This window comes from Acinetobacter sp. WCHAc060006, from assembly GCF_004209135.1.
In the GTDB taxonomy this organism is placed as follows: Bacteria; Pseudomonadota; Gammaproteobacteria; order Pseudomonadales; family Moraxellaceae; genus Acinetobacter; species Acinetobacter cumulans.
This window is the reverse complement of the sequence record NZ_SGSS01000037.1, coordinates 1-26171: the sequence shown is the minus strand read 5'-3', so window position 1 is coordinate 26171 and position 26171 is coordinate 1. Positions and strand designations below refer to the sequence as shown.

Here is a 26171-nt window from a genome sequence, read left to right as displayed (position 1 = left end):
GGGCTATTGTTATTGCTCTTGGACAAAGACGGTAATATATACTATTACTATAGATACTAAGATAGATAATAGAACTATAAATACGAGATATATCAATACAATCACTACTAATCATACACATAACAAGAACAATGAGGTATATCTTACATACCTGAATGGATATCCCAATATGGATGATATGACTGATCAATAATCAATGCAGGATGAGATCACTATTCGATACATGTGCATATTGGATGACTCGAGCTTACTCTAGATAAGGACTTCATTTAAAAAAATAACTCGATTGCTTAACTATGACGTTAATCATAGTTAAGGAAGTTCAACGTGTTGCAATCCGATTTAGATGATCAGGCAGGGGTGATGTATGCCATTCATACCTTTGTGGATGTATGTCTTAATTTTGATATGCCGAATGAAGCGTTCATTTTCAACCTAGAATACTTATGGTGTGCATTTGAAGCGTTTAAACAAGAAGGGATTGAGTACGCAGCATCGATTAGGGCGTTTATTGCAGTCACAGAACATGTCGATAGCCAGCGTGGAATGCTTAGCTTTGGTAAATATCTATCAGGGTTGTCTATAGGCGAAATTAAGGCATTAAGACGAATCCTGCATGCGCATCGAGGGCTAATACGTGAGGAGATCAAAAGCTTTACAAGACGGAAAGAATTGAATCGAGTAGCGTTACTTGAGGAGTTCGAAGGTGCAATTAAAGCTCATCATGAAGTATTGGTGATCAGGGTGGATTTATACTATGCCAGAGATTGTCTGAAAGACATTACTATACATGACTTCTATCAGCATATCGGAAAACTACGTGATTTGATTACGGATAAGAATGGATATTTTGATGCACTTTTGACTTATGCGATTGCGCTGGAGCATGGAATAACCAAAGGCTTTCATGTGCATCTAGCATTCGTTATTAATGAATCCAAATATCGCAACGATTATAATATTGCTAAATGGGTGATTGAAAAATGGCAGGAGATCACGCTTGGGAAAGGCTATGGATGGAATAACAATACGACAGAAAACAAAAAGAATTATTACGATCAAGGTACTTTGGGGATTGGGGTGATTCGTCGTACAGAGCCTGATCAAGGCAATAATGCTTTAAAAACTATTGCATATCTCAGTGATCCTGAAAAATACAGGCAGACGTTATTGGTTAAACCACAAGGACGTAGAACTTTTTATAAAGGAGATTATCAGCATCACGGTCGCCCGATACCTGATACAGAAGAAAATAGAAGAATCAAAGAATGGAATGCGCAGACTGCTTTAGCAAAGCTGGAAGAGGAGGTTTGGTTTAAAAAATTATGAATGTGCCAGTTCTATGAAATCAATTCATTCATAGGACAACACATGAGTAATTTAGCATTAGAGTTTGTAGCTGTACGCTTAGAACAAAACATGATTGAGCATTACAAACGACTCAAGTTTGAGCGGGTTCCAGAAGGTATGGAGTTCAACGATTATCAAAATGCTTTAAATCAGGAGTTAAAACAAGCACTGATGAGCTACTTAGATGATTGGCGTATTCTGATGGTGGCTTATGGAGGGCAGTACAAGTTTACATTTTGGGTAGATGCTTTTTATCGTGCTTATAGCAGTGTATTACTGGAAGCAGGTGTTCCCTATTTTACAATGGAGAGTGCTACCACAGCTGCTCATTATAATGATCAAGCATCTGCACATATTGATAAAATTTTGAAGCGACTGAATAAGCTGTTTAAAAGTGCAAGCTTTTTAGAACAACTCCAACAGTATAATCAGTATTACACGAAGCAGATCGACAAAATTCGTGAATCCTATTGTACGGTGAGTAAAATATATCCCAATGCTGTTGATTTGAAATTTGAATTAAATCTAGAAGGACTCCACAATCAATACGTTAATATCTCAGATTGGAATAAGCTGTTTTATCATTTTCAAAAGCAGCTCAAACAACTCTCTTGGTATAACGCCCAAGTCGTATTTACGTTTTATCAGGTTATTCGGGTTGATCAACGCTATGTTGTGAAATTCTTTCTGACCCTTGATCCCTTATTGTGTGCTGAACCTTCAGCGTATAGTCGAGAAATAGATATTTGCTGGAAAAGGGTAACTCAATATAGGGGGATTTCGTTTTGTCCACTGGTAGATTTTCGGCAATATCAACATGAAGACGAATATCAACTGATTATTCAAAGGAATGCTCTGGATCAAGCTTTAGACCCTTTAAGTGCTTTAGACGAGATGCCTGATCGAGAAACCAGTAGCGAAGGTTTAGCCAATAGGATATGTGTTTATCCTAAAGGTTTTAAATGGTTTCACGGTGCACCCGTACGACGCTAAAAATTCATATTACATTCCTGTACTTGCTTGACGCTCTACCCCGTGCAGATTATCCTTAGCCTGCTGACCTACATCGTCAGTCGGTTTTGACAGACCGTTTACACACAAGCACATCAAGAAAGTAATTTTTTGGTGGCGAACTCGTTCGTTCCTCCTCCGTTGCGGTAGGGCGAGGGAGGGACGCCTTGTGCGTGCTGATTCTTGTGTGTCAGTCTGTCAACCCTTTCTCGTTCTGCCACCATCAATTGACAGTGATTCTGGTAGAACTCTTTCACACAAGGAGTACGCCATGCGCTTACATCAAGACCGTCTTTTATATTTCTCTTTTTTCATGTTTGTGCCGTTGGGTGATTAGACCTGATGCCGTGCAGTCAATGCATAGCTGTGTCCATGACTTTCTAAGAATAAAACTTTTTCAAGTACATATTACCGATATGAAGATGAATCTCTCATGCTGTTTTGAAGGGCATAGATTTGTGTGCTTTATCGTCTATAACACTTCAAAAAAAAACATAGATATTCATTCCAGCATTTATGACATGGGGAACACTGTGTCTGATTAAGACCAAGACCAGTGATGCCTATAAAGAAGAGAAAATGATGATGTTTAAAACTTTCCTAAAAACGACCCTGATTTCATCACTACTTGCAGGCGCATCATTGGCGCAGGCAGGCTGGTTTGCACAAGCCAGTGAATCCTACCTTGTTCAAGCACGTCATACAGGCGGTGGGGTTTATCAATGTCTTTATAAAACCAATCCTGGCAACCGTGGTTGGCGTAATTTCACGGTGAACTTTCAAGGTGGTTGTCCACGCTTTGTTCACTTTAATGCGCAGAATGGTCAAGTCACTGTGCCCAACTAAATGAGGGGAACATTCAAATGACCCAAAAAACCATATTGGGCTTGGCGGCAATCTTAGCCCTGACCTTGATCAGCATCGCAGGCTTCTACTTCTTTAGCCCTAAACACACAACTGAAAAAACGGTTCCAGCCAGTACTTCTGAGGTCAGCTCTGCACAACCTTTAGAATCCGCCAGTTCAGAAGCAGTATCCACTGTGATTGCAGCGGCAGAAGTGGATGGGATCGATGTCAAAGAATTGACCACGGGAAGCAAGCGTCTGAGTCCATCAGATCATGAACCTGAATTGCTGAGTTTTGAGTTTGATCAAAACCTTAAGGCGGTGGATACCTTACTGTCGATGCTGCCTTATGATGAACTGCCTGAATTTGAGCAGGACAATATAGACAAGTATCAGCGCTATATCTTTGCCAAAGCCGCAAAAGATACAGGCAAATCAATGCAAGACTTTAGCTTGCAAGAACATGGCGCACTGGAGTCGGAGCAAGCGGGTAATCGCTACTACGTCTATAAATTTGATAACGGCACAGACTGTGAAATCCATTTGGCCAGCATTGATTTAAATACAGGCGATTATGGCGTGAGCTATAACTACTGCTAAGGATGAACTTGATGAAGCAACTTTTAAAACCCTTACTCCTCGCAGTGACTACAACGACAGGCATCATGTTGAGTGGCTGTAATGCTGGCCTTGATCCAAACACGTTTACGGTCGAACTCGATGTAATTGATACCAGTAACTGGTATGCCCAAAATCAATCCGCTACAGTATTAACGATCCGTTCTAACAGTGCAGAGCCTATCGATGTCAGCGATGTTTCTGTCAATCATGGACAATGCCGTTATGAAGGCTATCGTCGATCATTGGAATATCCGCAGCATTTTAAGATGGGGCAACGTTTAAGACTGAAATTAACAGACTGTAGCTACAGTAATGTGGTGCAGGTTGATGTCGAAACAGATAAAGGCACTGCAAGCTATAGCTTTCAATAGCGACTCTCCTCGCCAAAGTAAAATTTAAATCAAACCGTGTCCTCAATGGGCACGGTTTTTTTTATGCCCTCAATTCAGCTTTTCGTACTCAATTCATTTAACAAGGAATATTCAATGTCCTTAATTCAATGCCCCTATTGTCAGTCCACCCATGTCAGACAGACTGATTCAAGTCATGCAAACGCCAACTATTTCGAACAACTGCAACGCTGTATTTCACCGACACAGATGGCGCTGTTCGGCATGCAGCTTGCCAAAAAGGCAGGATTCCCGCCTTTTACAGGCGCAGCCATCGGTGTTGTGGTGGGTGGTGTATTGGTTATTGTCAGTCAGTACTGCTATGAAAAATATTACAGCAATGCCGAGCAGTATCTCTGTTTGGATTGCCAACAAACGTTTGCATGGGTGCCGTAATCGCATCTCTGACTTTACACGGTTACATCTTTGAATAGATGGATTGTTTAAACCCTTACAGCACATTTCTGCATCTTTACATCTTTCACTTTTATTTAAGGAATAATCAAAATGGCACATCAAATTGAACAAATGGCGTATGTCGGACAAACCCCGTGGCATGGTCTAGGCAATCAACTTAGCCCAAACCAACCGATTGAAGTCTGGGCCAAGCAAGCAGGTATGGATTGGCGCATTGAATCATCCAATGTCAGCTACATGGCTCAAAACTCACGTGGACAAAGCATCATCATGCCGTATGAAGAACAACGGGTACTGTACCGTTCAGATACCCATGCTCCTTTATCGGTGGTGAGTCAGCGTTATCAAGAAGTCCAACCGATGGAAATTCTGGAATTCTACCGTGATCTGACTGAGCAATCAGGCTTTGAACTGGAAACCGCAGGTGTCCTAAAAGGTGGGAAAAAGTTCTGGGCTTTGGCACGTACAGGACAAACTGCAGAATTGAAAGGTGGGGATGTCAGCAATGGCTATGTTCTGCTAGCAACCGCATGTGATGGTACTTTAGCCACCACCGCACAATTCACCAATATCCGTGTGGTGTGCAATAACACCTTAGCGATTGCCTTACGAGGGCAGAGTTCCAATGCAGGCGTGGTCAAAGTACCGCACAGTACTAAGTTTGATGCCGACAAAGTCAAAGATCAACTCGGTATTTCAGTGAAAACATGGTACGACCACATGTATGAAATGAAACAACTGAGTCAACGTAAAGTCACTCAACAAGAAGCCGCTGCTTATTTCGATGCGGTATTTAACAACACCAGTCTGAGCATTGCAGAGCAGGAGGACAGTATTATTCAGTACTACCGCAATGCTGCAATGTCACATCAACACAACCCAACCCTCAAAGCAGATAACAAGACTGAACCGAATGGACGAGCGATGTCCAAAGTCATGACCATGTTTAATGGACATGGTCGAGGGGCAGAACTGAGTTCATCTAAGGATACCGCTTATGGATTACTGTGCAGCATTACAGAGTTCTGTGACCATGAACGTCGCGCCATGAGTACCGATCATCGACTCGATTCAGCATGGTTCGGAGCAGGGGCTGCGATTAAACAACGTGGCTTAGAACAAGCGCTCAGAATGCTGGCATAAATTCAGTTTCAGTTAAGCAAGCCATATTAGCCTAAGCAATAACACCCTTCGCCACATTCCTCAGATGTGGCTTTTTTTATGCCTGAAATTCAGCTTTTACATATTTCATAACGATAGGATCAATACACCATGCAGAGTCATACCCATATTCAGAACAGTTTAAACCATCCACCTTTATTGCCTTATGTACCTCAGCTTAATCCAAACCAAAACCCACCAACTCAACAGGTCGAGGTAGGCACCCGAAGCAAACGTCATCCATCCAATCATGCTCAAACTAAACAGCCTCGCAAAAGCAAAACAACCGCAGCTAAACGTCTTGCCAATACTAAACAATTGAATTACCAACAATGGCTTGAAGTCAGAAAGCAAGGGATTGGCAGCAGTGATGCTGCAACGGCCTGTGGACTGAATCCCTATATGTCGATGCTCGAACTCTGGATGATCAAAACAGGACGCATGCAACAAAACATCGAAGATGAAAGTGCAGGCTATGCACCACTTTATTGGGGTAAACAACTTGAACCCTTGGTGGCTGAATACTACAGCATGCATACCAACCATAAAGTCCGTCGAGTTAATGCCGTGCTACAACATCCTGATGAAGATAAACACTTTATGTTGGCGAATTTGGATTATGCCGTGGTCGGTAGCGATGAAGTGCAGATTCTAGAATGTAAAACCGTAGGGGAATATGGTGCAAAGCTTTGGCGGGATGGCGTACCGCTGTATGTACTGTGCCAAGTCCAACATCAATTGGCGGTAACAGGTAAACAGGCTGCACATATCTGTACCTTGATCTGTGGACATGAAACCAAAATCTATAAAGTGACAAGAAATGAAACGGTGATTCAGCACATCATCAATGCGGAACGTCACTTCTGGCAATGTGTTGAATCAGGTATTCCACCGAGTGTCGATGCTTCTGATTCCGCTGCAAGAGCCTTGCAACAACTTTATCCAGAGCAGATTCCTCTAACTGTAGAAGACCTCAGCCAAAATGAACAAGCCAACTATCTCTTTAATCAATTACTTGAGGAGCGGCATAAAGTTGAACAACACCAACAGTATTTCGATGAATTAAAACATCAACTACAAATGTTGATGAAAGATGCAGAACGTGCCGTGTTTACAGGTGGCTCAGTGACGTGGAAGAAGTCACAAGACTCAATCAGTCTAGACAGTAAATCGCTTCTTAAACAGCATCCTGAATATCTACAGCAGTTCCCACAAACTAAAGTAGGAACACGGCGTTTTCAGATTTACCCGAATGGTGGATAACTCATTCTTTATCCACAGTGTCAAAGTTAACAATAAGGAAAGTATGACCAATAGTATTAAAGTCATTCATTTGAAAGCATGGTTTTAACCGTGCTTTTATATTTCAACATCTTGTCTCAATAGACCACACAAACAACTAACTAAGATTAAGAAACCCTACGTCCTCTGGGAACGTAGGGTTTTTTATGGCTGAACTTTTAAACTCCATAGAGGATACATTATGATCAAAGGTCTCGCAATTACACCACCCGTTTTAGGTCGTATCAGTATCGGCAAGATCGTGGAAAAGAATGGTAAACGTGTCCCTGAAAAGGATGACCAATTTACGATTACGAGCCAAATCCAAGGAAAAGATGGGTGGATTAAGCACCCCTTGGATGAACAACTACGAGCCAAAGCACCGAACCAAAAACTCAGAACCATTCCAGTGCGAATGATCTTTAACGATCCTGAACTAAATTTAAGGGCAGAGTACAATCTGTTTGACCGACAAACTGGACGCTTAATCTGTTCAGGCAATGGTGAAACTTGTCAGCGACTTGGACAAAATGGCATTGAACAACATCCGTGCCCATCCCCTGATTTATGTCCGTTGGCACAAGGTGGACTGTGCAAACCCTATGGCAGACTCTATGTGAATTTAGATGAGTCGGATGAGTTAGGGACATTCATCTTTAGAACCACAGGTTTTAATAGTATCCGAACCTTAGCTGCTCGGCTGCGTTACTACCATGCTGCATCGAGTGATTTACTTTCATGTCTACCATTGCAACTGACTTTAAGAGGTAAGAGTACGACACAAAGCTACCGTAATCCAATCTATTACGTGGACTTAACTTTACGTGATGGGATTCATTTGCAGGAAGCGATTAGCAATGCCAAGCAAATCAGTGAACAAAGCAAGGCAGCAGGGTTTTATCAGGAAGCATTAGATCATGTGGCGCGGCAAGGTTATGGCAATACCAGCTTTGAGGTGGGCGGTGAGGAAGGGTTGGATATTGTTGAGGAGTTTTACAATGATGAATCTAAGCCACAACAACATGAACAATTTCATAATTTTACTCATGTTCAAGATATTCAAAAAGGTTTGCAGCAGTCTGTACAGTCTTTGAACTAGCAGGGCTTAGACAACATTGGACTGCGTAAAATTTTACTGGACTGACCTATCATCTGAGCGAATACGCGCTCGCATCAATGATTAGGAGAAATCATCATGAATGCGTCGATCACAGGTCAAACTTTTCAGATGAATCAATTCATTAGTCTAAATCAAGTTATAGAGTTTACAGGCGTTTGCCGTTCTACTATCTATGAAATGATGGATGAAAACTCCCCTTATTATGATCCTACTTTTCCCAAAAAGGTAAAGATTACACAAAAACGCATTGGTTGGTCTGCTTGGGAAATCAATCAATGGATTGAGTCTAAGATGGCTAGTCGGTAAGAGATGAAGAGTTGTTTAGACGTAAGCTACAATACTCAACCAATTACTTAATCCATGTTTAAGATATGTAGGCAGGATTATGGTAATTGATGCAAGTTTTAAATTTATTGAATTTAGGTGGATACTTAGGAGGCTATATGCCTCCATTTTTTTTGCTTTTATTTTTTGTACTTGGTCCTCTATATTTGCACATGATCTCAGCCTAGGCGTAGCTTAATGTGTGATAAGTGTTTCATATCTGATGCTGAAACTAACTTAATCTAAGATAGAAAAACTCAGTATATGGCTTGAATCTTAAAACTTATCTAATATACTTTTGAATATAAAATATGATTTTTATTTTACGCCATAATAGCTATTACGATATGTCGAAGGAGACAAACCTCCCCAACTTATGAATGCTCTAGTAAAAGCACTTTGTTCAGCATAGCCGAGCATCAATGATATTTCTGAAAGTGATAGAGTTTTATCTTGAAGATAAGTTTTAGCTAAGACAAAACGTGTATCTGCTAGTAAGGCACGATAACGAAAGCCTTGTTCGTCTAAACGTCTGTAAAAGGTTCGTAGTGATAAGCCTAATTTTTTTGCAATATCTTCTGCTTTATCTTGCTCATCCTGTAAACCCTCTTTAATTGCTTGTTTCACTAAGGAAAGGAAATCATTTCTTTCAGAAAAGTCATGAAGAAGTGCTGTTGCTTGTCTATCATATAAACTACGAAGATAGGGGTCACTTGTACTTATTTTCATTGAATATAATGATCTAGGTAAAGTAATTCCTACAGTATCTGTTTCAAATTTAACAGGACAACCTGAAAGGATTTCATAGATTTTGGGATCTCCATCAGGTTTATAGGGGAGTTCTACGTATTCAGGAGGTATATCACGCCCAATGAGTGCTTGATAGAAATTAATAAAAACCATGACTCCAAATTCACCCCAAATACCACGTGCTGTTGGATCATTCTGCCACCATCGTATCGTAATTTGTGTGTTCGTTGTTTCAAATGATGTGTTGAGTGTTGAATCGACTAATAGTTGGTGATGGTGATAACGGCGTAAAGCTTGCCCTAAACTTGAACAGGAAACTCCCATATATCCAACTACCCCAAAGTGTTCTGGTTTTAATCCACGACCAATTCTAAAGCCTAAAGCAGGTTGATTATAACGAGCTTTGATTAAAGTCAGTAAATGAAGAAAATCCTCTCTCGGCATCCGCCACTGATAACGTTCTTTGAATTGTTCTATTTTTGAAATAAGTTCGATATCGTCATAGTCATTGGATTCCAAATAGACGAGTAAAGTATTTAGAAAGCTAGATGAAACAAAGTTTTTTGACATATTTATCTTTTGACCGTGTCTTTGGCACAAAATGACAAATAGCCTAAATTTTGTCAATACACGTATTTTCTACTGCATTAATATTTTAGTGGTCTAAAGGGTGATGGTAGGTATTGGAAAATGGCATATGTAATTACTGGTGCATGTAGTGGCGCTAAATACACAAACTGTGTTGATGTTTGCCCCGTAAATGCATTTCGTGAGGGCGATAATATGCTCTATATCGACCCAGATGTTTGCATCAGTTGTAATGCTTGCTTAACCGAATGTCCTACACGTGCCATTTACCCAGAGTCATCCGTTCCAGAAGACCAAATTGAATATATTCAAATCAATGCTATTGAGTCGAAACGCCACCCTATTATTACCGAACGTAAAACTGAAAGTACGCAAAAGACTCAAGACATGATTGTATCTCATAAACGGTTTGCTGTTGTGGGGGCAGGTCCTTCTGGTTTCTTTGCCAGTGAAGCGTTACTTAAACAATATCCTGGCGCATATATTGATTTAATAGAAAAGCTTCCAACACCGTTTGGTCTAGTTCGCTTTGGTGTGGCACCTGATCACCCTGATATAAAATCTGTTTCAGGAAACTTTGCTCAGCTTGTCAAAAAGAACCCTAATCTTAAATTCTACGGTAATGTAGAAGTTGGTAAAGATATTGATAGGGAAACTTTGCTTAGAAACTATGATGCAATTATTTATACAACGGGCGGGTCAGCAAGCAAAGCATTAACTATTCAAGGTGCTTCAGCCTTGGGGATTTATGGTTCGGCTGAATTTGTTGGCTGGTATAATGGTCACCCTGAACAAGCGTTCCTTGCACCAAACTTAAACTGTAGCAGTATGTCTATTATTGGTATGGGAAATGTTGCACTTGATATTGCACGTATTGTTTGTTTACCTGAAGAGGAGCTACATAAAACAGATATTGCTGATCATGCTTTACAAATGATCGTTAAAAGTCGCATTCAAACAGTGAATGTGATTGCTCGAAAGGGACCTGCTCAAGCGGCATTTACACCTAAAGAATTACGACAATTGATCAACCATTCTGGAATTGACCTTAAGGTTAATCCCCTGGATCTGGCATTGGATCAAGCAACAGAAGCCTTCTTGGATTTGCCCGAAAATAGTGAAGCGAAGGAAAATGTGGCTTTGCTGCGCAGTATTCTAAAACGAGAAGTTAAAGCAGAAAAAACCATTCAATTCATTTTTAATGCTAATCCGGAAGAGGTCATTCACACTGATCAAGGTATTCAAGGTTTAAAAGTTGGGATTAATAAAGTCACTTTAGATTCTGAACAAAATATTGCCGTGGAAGCCACAGGTGAAAGTAAAACACTGGAAACAGGTGTAATCATTAGTGCAACGGGTTATCAAGGCAAATCTATATTGGGTCTAAAATTTGATGCAATGCGCGGTACGATAGTTCATCGTGAAGGCAGAGCATTGCTGGCAAATGATAGCCTTTCGGAAAAGGAATATGTTGCAGGTTGGATTAAGCGTGGTGCGAGTGGTGTAATTGGTACAAATAAGCAATGTGCTGTGAATACTGTTAAAACACTTGTGGCTGATTTAGATGAAAAAAATACTGATTCGAAGATTGATGAACCCATTTCACTTAAAAAATATTTGAGTCAAAAAGGCGTTCATTTTTTCACATTTTCTGATTGGATTGCATTAGATATCCATGAGATGAAGTTAGGCCTTTCTGTTGGTCGTCCTCGTCGTAAGTTAATTGATATAGAGGAAATGATGCATGTTAAATCAGCAAATCAAGCACTAATCGCTAAAGCAACTTCTGAGAATGAAAATGTGGTATCTGTAAAAAACTATGATTCATCTCAACCGATTCAGACACACTATCGTACTTGTACACTTTGTGAGGCAATGTGTGGCATTGTTGTTGAGTATCAAGGTGAAAAGATTATTTCGATAGCAGGAGATCAGCATGATAAACATAGTGATGGGCATATTTGCCCTAAAGGATATGCCTTACAGGATTTACATAATGATCCAGATCGTTTAAAAACCCCGAAAAAGCGAATCGGTGATCAGTGGATTGATATTGATTGGGATGAGGCATTAGAAGAAGTCGCACAGCGAATTGTCATGATTCAAAAAAAATATGGAAATGATGCTGTAGCTGCTTATTGGGGTAATCCCGCCTCGCATAATATTGAGGTCATGATCAATATGGGCCCCTTTAAAAAAGCACTTGCTTCAAAGAATATGTTTACGGCATCAAGCCTTGACCAAATGCCACATATGTTGACCTCATATTTGATGTATGGTCATAGTATGAATTTTACGATTCCTGATATTGATCGCACAGACTATATGCTAATGCTTGGGGCAAATCCTGCGGCATCGAATGGTAGTTTGATGACGGCTGGCGATATCTTAGGGCGTTTAGAACGTATTAAGGCACGTGGTGGTAAATTAGTCTTAGTTGACCCTCGTCGAACTGAGACAGCTTTATATGCGAGTGAACATCATTTTATTAAACCTGGAAGTGATGCACTGTTTCTACTTGGACTGATTCAAGTCATTTTTTCTAAAGGCTTAGCTCATGTTCAGTCCAAGCTTCCACTAAATGGAAATATCAAAGATATAGAATCTTTGGTTAATACAATTCCATTAACCAAAATTTCAGAGCTAACGCATATTCCTGTCGCAGAAATAGAACGTATTGCTGTGGAATTTGCAACAGCAGAAAAATCTGTATGTTATGGTCGAATGGGAATCGCAGCCCAAGAGTTCGGTGCTCTGAATCATTGGCTCATCCAGCTTCTCAATATTGTTACTGGGAATTTAGACAGTGTAGGAGGGATGATGTTTACGACACCTGCGATAGATATGACTGATATTGCGGGTCGGGGCAGTTTCGCAAGTTTTTACAGTCGGGTGCGTAAATTACCAGAGTTTAATCGTGAGTTACCATCTGCGACTTTGGCTGATGAAATGCTTACATCTGGTGAGGGGCAGGTCAAAGCTTTTGTTGTTACGGCAGGCAATCCTGTGATTTCAACACCCAATGGCATCCGTTTGGAGCAAGCATTGGCTAATTTGGAGTTTATGGTCGCGATCGATTTTTATATTAATGAGACTACAAAACATGCTGATATTATTCTTCCACCATGTGGACCATTTGAGCATCCACTTTATGATCTAGTTTTTACTAATTTAGCTGTTCGAAATGTGACAAGATTCTCTGAACCACTCTTCAAGAAAAAAAGTTTTATGCGTTCTGATGCACAAATCTATACAGTTTTGACCAATCGTATTGAAGAGTTAAAAGCTGGTAAACAAAAAGTTTTCTCTAAATTAAAAATGAAGCAAAAACATAAGCTAAAGGAATTGATGACGATTGAGCGTATTGTCGATATGGGACTACGTAATGGTTATTATGGTGGTGGTTGGAAGAGCTATATTACAGGCGAAGGCTTAACTTTAGAGAAACTCAAACAATATAAACATGGACTAGATCTAGGAGCGCTTGAACCTCGTTTACCAGATAAACTTTTTACCCAAGATAAAAAAATAAATTTATTTCCACAACAATTCGTCAATGATTTGAATCGTTTACAGGATTACATTAAACGGCATGAACATGTGCAGAAATTGACTCTAATTGGTCGGCGTGATTTGCGCACAAACAATTCATGGATGCACAATAGTCAACGGTTAGTAAAAGGTAAAAATCGTTGTGATTTGTTTATACATCCACAAACAGCAAATGTTTATAGTATTGAACATGGAGAACAAGTCTATATTACGAGTGAGATTGGTGCGTTAAAAGTTACTATAGCTGTCACAGAAGATATTATGCCAAATGTAGTCAGCTTACCGCATGGATGGGGACATCATCGAAAAGGTATGCAACTCTCAATCGCTTCATCTAATCCTGGTATCAGTGTAAATGATATTACAGACCATAACTTTATTGATACCTTATCGGGAAATGCGGCACTCAACGGTATTCCTGTTGAATTGCAAAAAATATTTTAGTATTTTTTCGAAGATAGCTTTATCAGAAATGTTGATGATAATCACATTGAAGTTTTTTATGCTGTATTTCAGTACTTTGATTGGCTTTGAACTTTATGTGATTAAAATTTTGGGTGGTAATTGTGGTTCATGTTTACCTGAAATACGTGGCTTGATTAAAGCTTGTCAGGCGGAGGGTGTGTAGATGCCAAAACAAGATACTGTAGACTCGAAATACTCATATACATATCCAAAGACGGATCTAGTGATTTTAGCTGGTGGGCAAGCTAGACGAATGAATGGGGTGAATAAACTGTTGCAAACTTTTGATCAGCAAATTCAACTCATCAAGATTTATCAGCAATTGAAGTCTCAGGTGAATGATATTTGGATTAATAGTCATCGTGATTATTCAACTTATCGGCTTTTAGTGCCTCAAGTGCAATGTTATCAGGATGATGAAACAAGTTTTCAAGGGCCCTTAATGGGAATCAAAAGTGCATGGTCACATGTTGGTGCAGATTATGTTTTATTCATACCTTGTGATGTGACTGAAATACCAAAACAACTTCTTAAAAAGTTGCACCAAGCATTAGCACAGGATTCTTCAGCAAAAGTGGTGTATGCCAATATGAATGGCATTGCACTTTATCCCTTGTGTTTAATTAAACGCTGTGCTTTGGCGCAAATTGAAGAATCTATTGCACAACAACAGCGCAGTTTAAAGCAATGTTTTTCAAAAATGTCTGCTCAGATAGCAGATTTTGAGGATGAAACTTTAATGTTGCACAGCATTAATTCATTAGACGAATTACAACAGTACAAACAACTAAAATCGCTTCAAATTTGAAAAATTTATGAGAGTATAAATTTGGAACATTTATTGCTGTTTACACAGGGTCAAACGCATTAAACAGAATTTAAACCCTAGGTGTAGTGTAACCATTCCCAGAGATGTTGATAAATATGATGCAGCTTCATGAAAGAAAAGCATATTGGATTGATCAATATGGTCGGCAAAAACGCAAACTTCGAATTTCAGTGACCGATCGCTGTAATTTTAAGTGTATCTATTGCATGCCAGAGCATCCGACATGGGAAAAAAAACATGACTTGCTGAGTTTTGAGCAGCTTTTCACTTTTTGCAGATTGATGGTGGAAAACGGCATTGAGTTTATTCGTATTACAGGTGGTGAGCCTTTAATGCGTCAAGGAGTCGTACATTTTGTTCGGGATTTACAAAAATTGCGTCCTTTGGGTTTAAAACGTATTTCGTTGACGACCAACGGGCATTATCTATCAGATTATGCGCAGGCACTTCAGCAAGCAGGTTTAGATGATCTAAATATTAGTTTAGATAGTTTAAATCCGACTACGTTTCAACAATTAACTCAAAAATCAATCGAGCCTGTGCTATCTGGAATTAATGCAGCCAAAGCGGTTGGTTTACCAATCAAAATCAATAGTGTGTTAATTAAAGGTGTCAACGATCATGAGATTTCAAACCTAATTAAATGGTCAATTGAGCAAAATATTACTCTGAGATTTATTGAATTTATGCCGTTGGATGGTGACCGAAACTGGAATGCAGCACATGTGGTGAGTGAAGCTGAAATATTGGCTGCATTAAAAATACACTTCAATGTCACTTGTTTAAGTTCTCAAGGCGCTGATCCTGCTCGGCAATATCTTGCTAATGGTCATTCTTTTGGAATTATTTCAACCATTACTCATTCGTTTTGTAGTCGCTGTGACCGTGTTCGTTTAACAGCAAAAGGTGAGTTCTATACATGCCTGTTTGCTACACAAGGCATTGCTTTGAAACCTTATATTCAACAGCTTGAAAGTCAAGATTCGACTGAGCTTCTAGCATTACTACAAAAATATATTTGGCAGAAAAAATCCGGTTATGCTGAGATTTTTCGCTATACCCAAACCCGAAAAATTAGCATGCATATGCTAGGAGGTTAGCGTGACCACTATCGAGATTAAAATTGAAAGTTTTGGCGCAATTGAACGCCTAATTCCATATCAATTTAGCCTGAATTGTGAACCAGAAATCCTGATTGGTGATGTATTTGCTGAACTTGCTGTGTTATTCCCGAAAAGTCAGCTATTACTCGATCAATGTGCCTGTGCGATTGGTGAAAATATTGTGCCACGCCATTATACGATAGAACATTCAACGACTTTGGTGCTGTTATCACCTGTGGCAGGAGGTTGAGATGTCATTACAGTTGAAAAACTTTGACCGTATTCAGGATACATTCTTAACTCACGATGCCTTTGATCCGATTCAGTGTTTCCCAGAATGTGGCGGGATTGGAATTTTTGTGGGTACTGTCCGCAATCATCATGAAGGCAAAGCAGTGAAAGCACTGAGATATACATCCTACGCACCTGTAGCGGAAAAAATGATTCGTGAAATTGAACAAGAGATTCAAGCCAGACACGATGTGTCTTATGTACGGGTGATTCATCGAATTGGCTATTTAGATATTGGTGATACTGCAATTATTGCCATGGTTTATGCACCGCATCGCCGTGAAGCCTTTGCTGCCTGTGAAGAAGCAGTAGAACGAGTCAAGCATGAAGTGCCTGTATGGAAAGAAGAGTTCTATATGGATGGTAGTAGTCAATATGTGGCGGGGTGCTGTATTCGGAAAGATCATTCGCCTGAAGTTGAACAACATCAGAAAAAAATTGTTCATTCACATGCGCATTGTCAGCATGAACATCATGCTTAAAGAACAGTCATTATTATTTTGAAATGTAATTAAAGGGAAAAGCGTCATGAAAAATGTCGGAATGAAAGCAGACAGTTACCGTACCGCGGTGGCTACAGGCATTTTACATGCGCCAGCACATTGTATTGAATTATTGAGAATAGGTAATACAGAAAAAGGCGATGCCCTAAAAACTGCACGTATTGCTGGTATTTTGGCGGCTAAAAAAACTGATGAACTTATTCCACTTTGTCATCCTTTGCCTATCTATCGTGCAGATGTGGAGTATGTACTAGCAGAAAATTACGTTGAAATTATTGCAACTGTAGAAACTATTGGTCCAACAGGGGTGGAAATGGAGGCATTGACTGCGGTGAGTTTGGCAGGACTAACCATCTATGACATGTTAAAACCACATTGTGAACCTGAAGATTTATTATTAGATCAGATTAAATTACAAAAGAAAAAAGGTGGAAAATCGCATTTTACCCGTGCGTTAAAAGAAAGTTTGTCAGCATCAATTATTGTTTTATCTGATACGGTTGCTGCAGGCAAAAAACCGGATACAGCAGGGCAACATGTTTTAGAGATTTTGGAAGAAGCAAATTTTAAAGATATTCATTATCAAGTGATTCCTGATTCACCAGAGCAGCTATTAAATTTGATTGAACAACAAAAAAATCAATATCCATTAATTGTAACGGTAGGTGGTACAGGGCTTGGGCCTAAAGATTTAACAGTTGAAACTATTCAACCTTTATTAAAAAGAGAAATACCAGGCTTAATGGAAGCTTCACGTAATTTCGGGCAGCGCCGTACCCCTTATGCAGCCTTGAGTCGTGGTGTAGCAGGATATATTGATCAAAGTCTTGTAATTACTCTACCAGGCAGTCGTCAAGGGGCATTGGAGTCCTTAACAGCAATTTTACCCGCTTTAGTTCATCTATTTGATGTGCAGAAAAATATTCCTCATGTTGGAGGATATCAATAATGTCAGGATGTGGTGCAGAACAAGGGTTAATTACTGTAGATCAAGCCTTAGCAAAAGTGATCGCTAGTGTGAAATCTTTACCAAGTGAAGTCTTGCCCTTAAAAAGTGCGTTAAATCGCTATTTGGCAAAAGATATCTTCTCAGCGACCGAATTACCCTTGTTTAGTCAAAGTGCCGTGGATGGATATGCCATTTGTACATCACATTCAGTTAAGCAAGATGAATACTTTGAATTGACACGGGAAATTCGTGCAGGTCAAGTCGTAAATGTAGCGCTTAAACAGGGGCAAGCAGTCCGTATTTTTACTGGTGGCAAGATTCCGCATGGCACGACAACGGTAGCGCGCCAAGAAATCGTAAAGTGTAATGGTCAGACTCAAATTCAATTGATTCAAGAATTAAATCTAGATGTGGATATACGTCATCGTGGGGAAGAAATTGAATTGGGGCAGTGCGTCGCAAACCAAGGACAGCGTTTGCATGTGGGGGCGATTGCTGCATTAAGTATGTTAGGTATTGAGCAAGTTGAGGTTAGGGCTTATCCGAAAGTTGCGGTAATCATTACAGGTGATGAAATTACAACTTCAATAGCAGAACTTCAAGCAGGTCAGGTTTTTGACGCCAATGGCCCAATGCTCAGGGCTTGGTTTGCTGATCGTCAGCAAACTGTTGAGGTGTTTCATGTAACCGATGAAAAAGAGCAAGTTAAAGCAACAATTGCACAACTCGCTCAAGACTATGATGTGATTTTCACTACAGGTGGTGTATCTGTAGGGGATTATGATTTTATTCGACCGGTCAGTTTGGAACTTGGCTTTGAGCAGATATTTTGGAAAGTCAAACAAAAACCAGGCAAACCTATGTTGTTCGCCAAGTTGGCTAGAAATCAACAATTACCATGTTATTTGATGGGGTTGCCTGGTAATCCTGCTGCTGTTTATGTCGGAATGCAGATTTATGGCGCAACTTTACTAGATGCTTTACAAGGGCACAAACAGTCTATTAATTGGTTCACCGCACGTTTGACACATCCCATAAAAGCAGATCAACGAGAACGTTTTTTACGTATGCAGATGATGACTGTGCATGGAGAAATCCGAGTATCAAGCTTAGCAAAACAACAATCACATATGTTATCTAATTTAATGCAAGCCAATTGTTTGGTGCGTATTCCTGCTGGTATGACTTTGGATGCAGGTACGTGCGTACAAGGTGTGATGATTTCATAAATATTTGGTCGGAAGATGCTATGAAAAAAGCTTTAACTGCTTTTCTATTATTCAGCTTAATTTTGCCATCACACGTGTGGGCAGATGTCAAAATTTATGCTGCATCGAGCCTGAATAATGCTGTCGGCGACATTATTGCAAAATACCAACAGCATCACCCTGAACGAAAGGTGATTCCTGTTTATGCATCATCATCAATGTTAGCCAAGCAAATTCAGGCAGGCGCATCCAGTGATTTATTCTTTTCTGCAGATAATGATTGGATGAACTATTTGATAAAACAACAAAAAGTTGAAGCTCAACAGACTAAGACTTTGTTACGGAATGATTTGGTATTGATTGCACCCAAAAATGAGTTACCACGAGGGAAATTTCAGCCCAATAAAAGCTTCAGATTTTCTCGTTGGTTGAATGGTTATCTATGTACTGGACAAATGCAGTCCGTACCAGCGGGTAAATATGCAAAACAAAGCCTGACTTATTATGCTTGGTTGGACAGTTTAAAAGGTCGGGTGGTAGAAACAGATAATGTACGTGCAGCGCTTAGCTTTGTAGAGCGAGGTGAATGCAAACTTGGCATTGTATATCGTACCGATGCCTTGATCAGTAAAAAAGTCAGCATTGTAGGAAGATTACCTAAAAATTCACATCAAGCCATTCATTATCCCTTAGCCTTAACACGTCAAGGGCAGAAAAATCCTGAAGCCATACACCTCTATAACTACCTTATTCACCATATAGACAGTCAAAAAGTATTTGAACATTATGGCTTTGGTTTAATGAGGTAGTCGTGCCATGTTAAGTCCAGAAGAGCTCAGTGCGATATATTTATCTGCCAAAGTGGCCAGTTTTGCCACAGTGATTTCTTTGCCTTTTGCTATTGGACTAGCATGGGTGTTGGCACGCTATGAGTTTAAATTGAAATTCTTGTGTGAAGCTCTACTGCAAATGCCAATGGTTTTACCTCCTGTGGTCTTAGGTTATCTCTTACTACTTATGTTTGGGCAGCAAGGAATATTTGGACAATTTCTTCAGAAATTTGGAATTAGCTTGGTCTTTAACTGGAAAGGCGCAGTTTTAGCATCAATTATTGTGGCATTTCCTTTGATGGTTCAACCAATTCGCTTGTCTTTTCAAATGATCAATCGGCAATTGGAACAAGTCGCAGGTTCGCTAGGAGTACATCCTTATAAAGTATTTCTGAGTGTTAGCTTACCGCTTGCACTTCCTGGAATATTGATTGGCAGTATTTTATGTTTTAGTCGCAGTCTTGGTGAGTTTGGTGCAACCATTACTTTTGTTGGGAATATTCCTTCAGAAACTCGTACCGTGCCCATCGCCATTTATACATTGCTGCAACAACCAGAAGGCGAGGTGATGGCCATGCGACTTGTGGTGCTATCTATGCTTCTGGCCTTTACAGCACTGTTGGCAAATTATTTTATTTTACAGCGCTATCAAAAAAGGCTTGGGGGTGTTTGATGCTGACTTGCCAATTCAAATATCAATTGCCCGATTTTGTGTTAGATGTTGATTTTTGCATGCAACAGCAAGTTCAAGGAATTGTTGGTGCTTCAGGCAGTGGTAAAAGTACTATTTTAAAAAATATTGCAGGGCTTTTAACACCTTCAAATGGTCTGATTCAATTAAACGATCAGTTGCTGTTTAGTGCAGAAAAAGAACTTTTAGTTCCAATGCATCGTCGTAATATAGCTTTAATATTTCAGCAAGCATTGTTATTTGCACATTTAAATGTATTGCAAAATTTAAAATATGCACATAAATGGGCGAAACACAAAACATCACATTTTGAGTTAGATGACATAGTTAATTTACTTGAACTCAAGCCCTTATTACAGCGTAAAGCGCATCAACTTTCAGGCGGAGAGGCACAACGTGTATCTATTGGAAGGGCACTGTTATCTTCACCACAACTAATACTTTTAGATGAGCCTTTAACAGGTCTGGATTTGCGCTTAAGACAACAAATTTTAGATTTTTTAAAAATTGTCAAAGAAGAAACAGAAATTCCAATGCTCTATGTTACGCATCACCCTGAAGAAATTGAGTTTTTGCAAGGTGAAATATTGGATGTGGATCAAGGGAAATTACATTAAACCAAAATCTATACAGACTAAGGGTAGAACAATTTATGGAATTTTTTCCAATTTCATTAAAACTCAAGGGTCAGCCATGTTTAATTGTGGGGGGAACTGAATCTGCTTACACCATACCGACTTGAACTTTCCTTCCAAATTCGTTTAATCTCCTCAGCATGATGCAAATCATGCAGAGCACGTTTCGCTCGATGTTCTGGGTTATCAACGAGATCTAAAGCCCGATAATAGGTCGAAGCTGCAATCGGTAAAATTCTACAAATCGCTTCAACACCATATAAGTCTTTATTGTTATGGATGAAATCCACCATTATTTGTGTGGGCGGTCGAGCTCCGCCTGGGCGAAAAAAGCGGCTGCTTTACGTAGAATTTCATTGGCGCGTTGCAGTTCTTTATTTTCGCGTTCGAGTTGTTTGATACGTTCTTGGTCTGAAAGTTGCTGTACTTTAACTGGATTTTGTTTATCTAAATATTTTTGATACCAAACACGTAGTGTTTCAGGAGTACAACCGATTTTAGGAGCAATAACTGTGATCGCAGCCCAATTCGATGGATAATCTTTTTCAGATTCCATCAATAATTGAACCGCTCTTTCACTGATTTCAGGGGTATATTTTAATTTTGTCATCGGGGTAGTCTCTCAGAATATTGACTCTCCGACAAACCCGGTACGGTTCACTATAGATTGTGTAGATGAACTTGTGAATGATCATGAGGTAGAAATTCGCAAAGCTTGTGCTCGATATTATGAGGGTGCTACTCAATTAATAAATGATGAAGATCCAGAAGTTAGAAAAATTTGTGCTGAACATTATCAATGTGCATTAGGTTTGGTAAATGATATTGATACAGGAGTGAGATCAATAGCGAAGATAACAGTAGAGAGGTGGTGAGACTGTAAATAAAACTAAGGAAAGCCAATCGTATCCGTACCATTAAAGGTTCACTTGCGATTGAAGGAAATACTTTAAGTACAAAACAAATCGAGGGTGTAAATAATTCTGTGTAAATACAGTTTTAAAAATACTTGGTTACACGCTCTTGGCTGTGTTTGGTGAAGTAGGTTTGTCTGGCGAGATTCGGTCTGTACCCAATGCACAGGAACGTATAAAGGAAGCACAAAAGAACGGATTTAAAACTGTAGTCGTACCTAAAGTGAATCAGCCCAAACAGCCTATAGATTCTATAAAAGTGATTGCTGTGGAGTATTTATACCAAGTCTTACAGGCCGTTTTTGAAAATGATGCTTTGGTTGTAAATTAAGCGACAGTAAAAATCCTTTAGTTCAACTTATGCTATGCTTTCATGTCGTCATGGATAAAGCAATGAATCAAGTTGTTATGCCAAATTTACCAAGATAGATGCTGATCTGATTAGGTTCTTTTATGAGTAATGAAATAGCAATTGAAACATACCAATCATTGTTAGAGGATATAAAAAATACAATACAACAAACACGGTTACGAACAGCCCTTGCTGTAAATGCTGAAATGATATTGCTTTATTGGCAAACAGGAAAAATGATAGCCGAACGCCAGCAGCAGCAGGGCTGGTCAGCAAAGGTTATTCCACGACTAGCAGCAGACTTACAGCATGAATTTACTAGCCTAAAAGGCTTTTCAGAACGGAACTTAGGTTATATGTTACGTTTTGCTTTGGAGTATCCAGAAACCTCAATTTTGCAACAGCCTGTTGCAAAATTGCCGTGGGGGCACAATATTTTATTAATGGAAAAAATCAAGGATAAAGAAGTCCGTCATTGGTATATGCAACAAACCGTTGAAAAAAATTGGTCAAGGGATTTATTGTTGAATGCCATCAAAATGGATATGTATAGTCAAACCCAGACACAATTAAAATCGAACAATTTTAACACCACACTTCCTGCAACTCATGCAGACTATGCCAATGAGATATTCCACGACCAATACAATCTTGGATTTTTAGGAATCACAGAACCCATCAAGGAGCTGGAACTAGAAAGACGTTTGATTGAGAAGATCAAATATTTCATATTGGAGCTTGGTAAAGGATTTACCTTTATTGGTAATCAGTACCGATTGGAATATAACGGTAAAGAATACTTTGTAGATATGCTGTTCTTTCATCGTGGCTTGCGAAGCCTTGTTGCGATTGAATTAAAGATAGGAGGTTTTAAGGCGGAATACGTTGGTAAAATGAACCTATATCTATCGTTGCTTGATAGGCTAGAAAAAGATGAAAACGAAAATCAGTCTATTGGCATAATTCTTTGTGCTGATAAAGATCATTTAGATGTCGAGATTGCCTTGCAGGATGTAGGTAAGCCTATCGGGGTAGCTGAGTATCAATTCCTATTACCTAAAGATAAACTGCAAACTTTAGTATCCAATGAATTAAAAAAATTTGAGTTGATTGATGATGAGTAAGCTGAAAGTGATGTTTAATAGATAGCTATCAGGCTATTCACGGCAATTTAGTTTAGAATGAACAAGGATTGAACAAACGAGTTGGTGGATTTTTGAAGCAGTAAAAATAGCAGTAAAAAACTGAATATTTATTTTATTTATTATTATTTTTCAATGTCTTATTGTTTTAATGTGACTAACACCGCTTCCGCCAAATTCTAAAAACCCCAGTCGAAAGATTGGGGTTTTTTATTGTTGATGATTTTAAATAAACGTAAGCATCCGGCTAATACAGCCTTACCAAGCGATCCTATAAGCCTTAATTTAGTTCCCACCTAAAAACAAGTGGGGACTTAATCCATGAACATGGATATATATTCAGCAACACCTCCTGTTGCTAAAAAACGCCGAAAATACAGCAAAGAATTCAAACTCAGTATTGTCAATGCCTGCAAAAATCCTAATACCTCGATCGCTTCGGTCGCACTGCAACATAGTATTAATGCCAACCTTGTCAGTCGTTGGATCAGGATCTTCAGCCATCATGAGGGTGCCGTGCAGGATCCTACTCATGTGAATCCAGCATTTATTGCTTTGCCTTACACTGCTGCAATCAGCCAACCTATTGATGAGAGGGTCACGTTGTGTATCACCGTGCCTCATACGAATAATGATATTCAGCTAAAATGGCAGACATCAGAAATACCTGCCTTGGCAGAATTACTCAAGGCACTTGCAACATGATCCGCATTGATGAAATCTGGTTGTCTACTCAGCCCATGGACATGCGTGCAGGTATGGATACGACCATGGCTCAGGTGGTGAGAGCCTTTGGCTACATCAAACCGCATTGTGCTTACCTGTTCTGTAATAAACGTGGCCATCGCATGAAAGTACTGGTACATGATGGACTGGGCATCTGGCTGTGTGCCCGGCGGCTGGAACAGGGAAAATTTCACTGGGCTCAAGTTCACCAAGGTGAAACCGTGGCCCTCAGCCCGGAACAGTTACAGGCACTGATCCAAGGTTTGCCTTGGCAGCGCATTGGACGACAGCAAGTGGTCACAATGCTCTAAACTAGCTTGGTCCATTCTGCTATTCTCCAAACGTTCTATTTCATCTGCATCATGACATCAGGCATACTGCGGTCATGAATACGCTGCCTGACTTAAGCCAACTGACCCATGAACAACTGCTGGAATTTACCAGACAGTTGGCGATGCAGCATCAGTCTCTGGCACAATCTAAACAACAACTGGAACAATCAAATCAGCAATTAGATGCCAGAGTTCAACATCTTGAAGTCACCAATCAGCAATTAGATTCTAAAGTTCAACATCTTTCTATTCTCAATCAAAAATACGAGCATGAACTCGCACTATTTAAACAGCACAAATTCGGCAGTAAAAACGAACATCTAACCGCAAAACAAATCCATCTGTGGGATGAAGCGGTCGAAGAAGATATCGCAGCAGTTGATCTGGAACTGGAGCGGCTGAATGCAGATAAAACCGATGCAGCGACACAGAAAGCCACAGTCAACAAACCTAAACGTCGACCACTGCCAGATCACCTGCCAACCCTCCGTATTGAGCACGAACCTGCCTCAACGCAATGCAGCTGTGGCTGCACATTGCGTCGTATCGGCGAAGATATCAGTGAAAAACTAAATTTCAGGCCGGCACAGTTCTATAAGGAACAACATATCCGTGGTAAATGGGTCTGTGATCAGTGTGACATCCTGACTCAACAAGCGATGCCTGCGTATGTTATTGATAAAGGAATCGCTACACCTGAATTGCTCAGCCATGTGCTGGTTTCCAAATACGCTGATCATTTACCGCTATATCGTCAACGTCAAATCTTTCTACGCGCAGGTGTTGATCTTTCCAGATCAACTTTATCTGACTGGATAGGTCGCTGCGGTGTAGAACTGGAACCTCTGGCCAATGCCTTAAAAGAGGTGGTACTACAACAGCAGGTGCTGCATGCAGATGAAACACCGGTCACCATCATGCGGATGGGTGAGAATGATAAAAAACCGAAGAAAGGTTATGTATGGGCCTATGCCACTACACAGTACAATCCAGTTCAGGCGGTGATCTATGACTTTCAAGATAGCCGTTCAGGCCAGCATGCTGCAGAGTTCTTGAAAGGCTGGCAGGGTTATCTAGTCTGTGATGATTACAGTGGTTATAAAGCACGCTTTAAATCAGGCCAGGTCATAGAGGTGGGCTGCATGGCCCATGCACGTCGTAAATTCCATGAACTGCATGTAACTGGGAAAAGTCAGGTCGCTGAACAGGCATTAGTGCTGATTCAGAAACTGTATGCGATAGAAGCAGAGCTCAGGAAAAAGACCGATGGTACAGCGGAAGACCGCCGCGAATACCGACAACAGCATAGTCAACCAGTGATGCAACAACTATATGAATGGCTCAACCAACATCATCTGACAGTGCCATCGAGTTCTCCCACCGCCAAGGCCATCAATTACACTCTGAAGCGTTGGCCAGCCTTAAGCCGCTATCTGGATGATGGCAATCTACCGATATGCAATAATTGGGTAGAGAATCAGATGCGTCCCTGGGCGTTGGGGCGCAAGAACTGGCTGTTTGCAGGTTCGCTGCGCAGTGGTCAGCGAGCGGCAAACATCATGACTTTAATCCAGTCAGCAAAGCTGAATGGCTTGGATCCGTATGCCTATTTAAGTGATGTGCTGAAAAGGCTGCCGACACATAAAGTGACCCAGATTGAAGAGTTACTGCCACACTGCTGGAAACCTAAATTGAATTAAAAATTGGTATGGGATTCAGCGGACGCTTACAAATAAACGGATAGTGAACACATTTAAACGTTAAAGATTCGATGATTTATCCATAGCTATTC

The 26171-nt window shown here is 40.0% G+C and carries 26 protein-coding genes, 4 pseudogenes and 1 other annotated feature; of the genes and pseudogenes, 28 read left to right on the top strand and 2 right to left on the bottom strand.

Going from position 1 to position 26171, the window contains the following annotated elements; genetic code table 11:
• Window positions 1–327: 327 nt before the first annotated feature.
• From EXE29_RS15580 to EXE29_RS15530, 10 genes are all read left to right on the top strand, one after another.
• The gene (locus tag EXE29_RS15580) at window positions 328–1329 is read left to right on the top strand and encodes a YagK/YfjJ domain-containing protein (protein WP_120364997.1); all 1002 of its coding nucleotides are present in this window, start codon (window positions 328–330) and stop codon (window positions 1327–1329) included.
• A 42-nt stretch (window positions 1330–1371) separates the two neighbouring features.
• Window positions 1372–2343, top strand: a complete 972-nt coding sequence (locus EXE29_RS15575; RefSeq protein ID WP_120364998.1) for a hypothetical protein — start codon at window positions 1372–1374, stop codon at window positions 2341–2343.
• Window positions 2344–2946: 603 nt separating this feature from the next.
• The gene (locus tag EXE29_RS15565) at window positions 2947–3207 is read left to right on the top strand and encodes a hypothetical protein (protein WP_002058491.1); all 261 of its coding nucleotides are present in this window, start codon (window positions 2947–2949) and stop codon (window positions 3205–3207) included.
• Window positions 3208–3224: 17 nt separating this feature from the next.
• The gene (locus EXE29_RS15560) at window positions 3225–3806 is read left to right on the top strand and encodes a hypothetical protein (RefSeq protein WP_120364996.1); all 582 of its coding nucleotides are present in this window, start codon (window positions 3225–3227) and stop codon (window positions 3804–3806) included.
• Window positions 3807–3817: 11 nt separating this feature from the next.
• On the top strand, window positions 3818–4198 hold the full coding sequence (locus EXE29_RS15555) for a hypothetical protein (protein ID WP_004692368.1): 381 nt from the start codon (window positions 3818–3820) through the stop codon (window positions 4196–4198).
• A 114-nt stretch (window positions 4199–4312) separates the two neighbouring features.
• Window positions 4313–4612, top strand: a complete 300-nt coding sequence (locus EXE29_RS15550) for a hypothetical protein (RefSeq protein WP_079548918.1) — start codon at window positions 4313–4315, stop codon at window positions 4610–4612.
• Window positions 4613–4723: 111 nt separating this feature from the next.
• Window positions 4724–5776 carry a DUF932 domain-containing protein gene (locus tag EXE29_RS15545; protein ID WP_120364995.1) on the top strand — a complete coding sequence of 351 codons (1053 nt, stop codon included), beginning with the start codon at window positions 4724–4726 and terminating at the stop codon, window positions 5774–5776.
• A 129-nt stretch (window positions 5777–5905) separates the two neighbouring features.
• Window positions 5906–7057 (top strand): YqaJ viral recombinase family nuclease, encoded by a 1152-nt coding sequence (locus EXE29_RS15540; RefSeq protein WP_120364994.1) that lies wholly within the window; start codon window positions 5906–5908, stop codon window positions 7055–7057.
• Between the two features lie 220 nt (window positions 7058–7277).
• Entirely contained in the window at window positions 7278–8174 is an 897-nt protein-coding gene (locus tag EXE29_RS15535; RefSeq protein ID WP_120364993.1) for a recombination directionality factor, read from the top strand.
• 96 nt (window positions 8175–8270) lie between these two features.
• Complete coding sequence (locus tag EXE29_RS15530) at window positions 8271–8501, top strand: helix-turn-helix transcriptional regulator (protein ID WP_120364992.1); 231 nt, start codon at window positions 8271–8273, stop codon at window positions 8499–8501.
• Window positions 8502–8837: 336 nt separating this feature from the next.
• Here the strand turns inward: EXE29_RS15530 and EXE29_RS15525 are convergent, their stop codons facing one another.
• A complete protein-coding gene (locus EXE29_RS15525) occupies window positions 8838–9839 on the bottom strand; it encodes an AraC family transcriptional regulator (RefSeq protein WP_117008133.1) in 1002 nt (333 codons plus the stop codon).
• Window positions 9840–9959: 120 nt separating this feature from the next.
• Between EXE29_RS15525 and EXE29_RS15520 the strand changes: the two genes are divergently transcribed.
• The 11 genes and pseudogenes from EXE29_RS15520 (at window position 9960) to EXE29_RS15475 (ending at window position 20895) form a co-directional block, all read left to right on the top strand.
• Complete coding sequence (locus EXE29_RS15520) at window positions 9960–13853, top strand: molybdopterin-dependent oxidoreductase (protein WP_120364991.1); 3894 nt, start codon at window positions 9960–9962, stop codon at window positions 13851–13853.
• Between the two features lie 112 nt (window positions 13854–13965).
• Window positions 13966–14037, top strand: a pseudogene (locus EXE29_RS17930) (hypothetical protein); the annotation flags it as partial.
• Window positions 14038–14682 carry an NTP transferase domain-containing protein gene (locus EXE29_RS15515; protein WP_117008131.1) on the top strand — a complete coding sequence of 215 codons (645 nt, stop codon included), beginning with the start codon at window positions 14038–14040 and terminating at the stop codon, window positions 14680–14682.
• 116 nt (window positions 14683–14798) lie between these two features.
• Window positions 14799–15803: a GTP 3',8-cyclase MoaA gene (moaA, locus tag EXE29_RS15510; protein WP_117008130.1), complete on the top strand. Its 1005-nt coding sequence runs from the start codon at window positions 14799–14801 to the stop codon at window positions 15801–15803.
• Window position 15804: 1 nt separating this feature from the next.
• Window positions 15805–16056 carry a MoaD/ThiS family protein gene (locus EXE29_RS15505; protein ID WP_117008129.1) on the top strand — a complete coding sequence of 84 codons (252 nt, stop codon included), beginning with the start codon at window positions 15805–15807 and terminating at the stop codon, window positions 16054–16056.
• Window position 16057: 1 nt separating this feature from the next.
• Window positions 16058–16579: a molybdenum cofactor biosynthesis protein MoaE gene (locus EXE29_RS15500; RefSeq protein ID WP_117008128.1), complete on the top strand. Its 522-nt coding sequence runs from the start codon at window positions 16058–16060 to the stop codon at window positions 16577–16579.
• 28 nt (window positions 16580–16607) lie between these two features.
• Window positions 16608–17549, top strand: coding sequence for a bifunctional molybdenum cofactor biosynthesis protein MoaC/MoaB (gene moaCB, locus EXE29_RS15495; RefSeq protein ID WP_265936315.1), 942 nt, complete (start codon window positions 16608–16610; stop codon window positions 17547–17549).
• Entirely contained in the window at window positions 17549–18778 is a 1230-nt protein-coding gene (locus tag EXE29_RS15490) for a molybdopterin molybdotransferase MoeA (protein ID WP_117008126.1), read from the top strand. The genes moaCB and EXE29_RS15490 overlap by 1 nt, the downstream gene beginning before the upstream one ends.
• A gap of 20 nt (window positions 18779–18798) precedes the next feature.
• A complete protein-coding gene (gene modA / locus EXE29_RS15485; RefSeq protein ID WP_117008125.1) occupies window positions 18799–19566 on the top strand; it encodes a molybdate ABC transporter substrate-binding protein in 768 nt (255 codons plus the stop codon).
• 7 nt (window positions 19567–19573) lie between these two features.
• Window positions 19574–20260 (top strand): molybdate ABC transporter permease subunit, encoded by a 687-nt coding sequence (gene modB, locus EXE29_RS15480; protein WP_117008124.1) that lies wholly within the window; start codon window positions 19574–19576, stop codon window positions 20258–20260.
• Complete coding sequence (locus EXE29_RS15475; protein ID WP_117008123.1) at window positions 20260–20895, top strand: ATP-binding cassette domain-containing protein; 636 nt, start codon at window positions 20260–20262, stop codon at window positions 20893–20895. Before modB ends, EXE29_RS15475 begins: the two co-directional genes overlap by 1 nt.
• 101 nt (window positions 20896–20996) lie before the next feature.
• Here EXE29_RS15475 and EXE29_RS15470 read toward each other — a convergent pair.
• A pseudogene (locus EXE29_RS15470) lies at window positions 20997–21523 on the bottom strand (transposase); the annotation flags it as partial.
• Window positions 21132–21248 (bottom strand) — a sequence feature (AL1L pseudoknot). (Overlaps the previous pseudogene by 117 nt.)
• A gap of 73 nt (window positions 21524–21596) precedes the next feature.
• Here EXE29_RS15470 and EXE29_RS17550 point away from each other — a divergent pair.
• The 7 genes and pseudogenes from EXE29_RS17550 (at window position 21597) to tnpC (ending at window position 26079) form a co-directional block, all read left to right on the top strand.
• A complete protein-coding gene (locus EXE29_RS17550) occupies window positions 21597–21788 on the top strand; it encodes a hypothetical protein (protein ID WP_117008122.1) in 192 nt (63 codons plus the stop codon).
• A gap of 8 nt (window positions 21789–21796) precedes the next feature.
• Window positions 21797–21895, top strand: a pseudogene (locus tag EXE29_RS15460) (Fic family protein); the annotation flags it as partial.
• Window positions 21896–21936: 41 nt separating this feature from the next.
• A pseudogene (locus EXE29_RS15455) lies at window positions 21937–22158 on the top strand (magnesium chelatase domain-containing protein); the annotation flags it as partial.
• Window positions 22159–22280: 122 nt separating this feature from the next.
• A complete protein-coding gene (locus EXE29_RS15450; RefSeq protein ID WP_120364990.1) occupies window positions 22281–23303 on the top strand; it encodes a PDDEXK nuclease domain-containing protein in 1023 nt (340 codons plus the stop codon).
• A gap of 339 nt (window positions 23304–23642) precedes the next feature.
• Window positions 23643–24026 carry a transposase gene (locus tag EXE29_RS15445; protein ID WP_120364989.1) on the top strand — a complete coding sequence of 128 codons (384 nt, stop codon included), beginning with the start codon at window positions 23643–23645 and terminating at the stop codon, window positions 24024–24026.
• A complete protein-coding gene (gene tnpB, locus EXE29_RS15440) occupies window positions 24023–24358 on the top strand; it encodes an IS66 family insertion sequence element accessory protein TnpB (protein WP_000618091.1) in 336 nt (111 codons plus the stop codon). The genes EXE29_RS15445 and tnpB overlap by 4 nt, the downstream gene beginning before the upstream one ends.
• 74 nt (window positions 24359–24432) lie before the next feature.
• Window positions 24433–26079, top strand: a complete 1647-nt coding sequence (gene tnpC, locus EXE29_RS15435) for an IS66 family transposase (RefSeq protein WP_120364988.1) — start codon at window positions 24433–24435, stop codon at window positions 26077–26079.
• The last annotated feature ends 92 nt before the right edge of the window (window positions 26080–26171 follow it).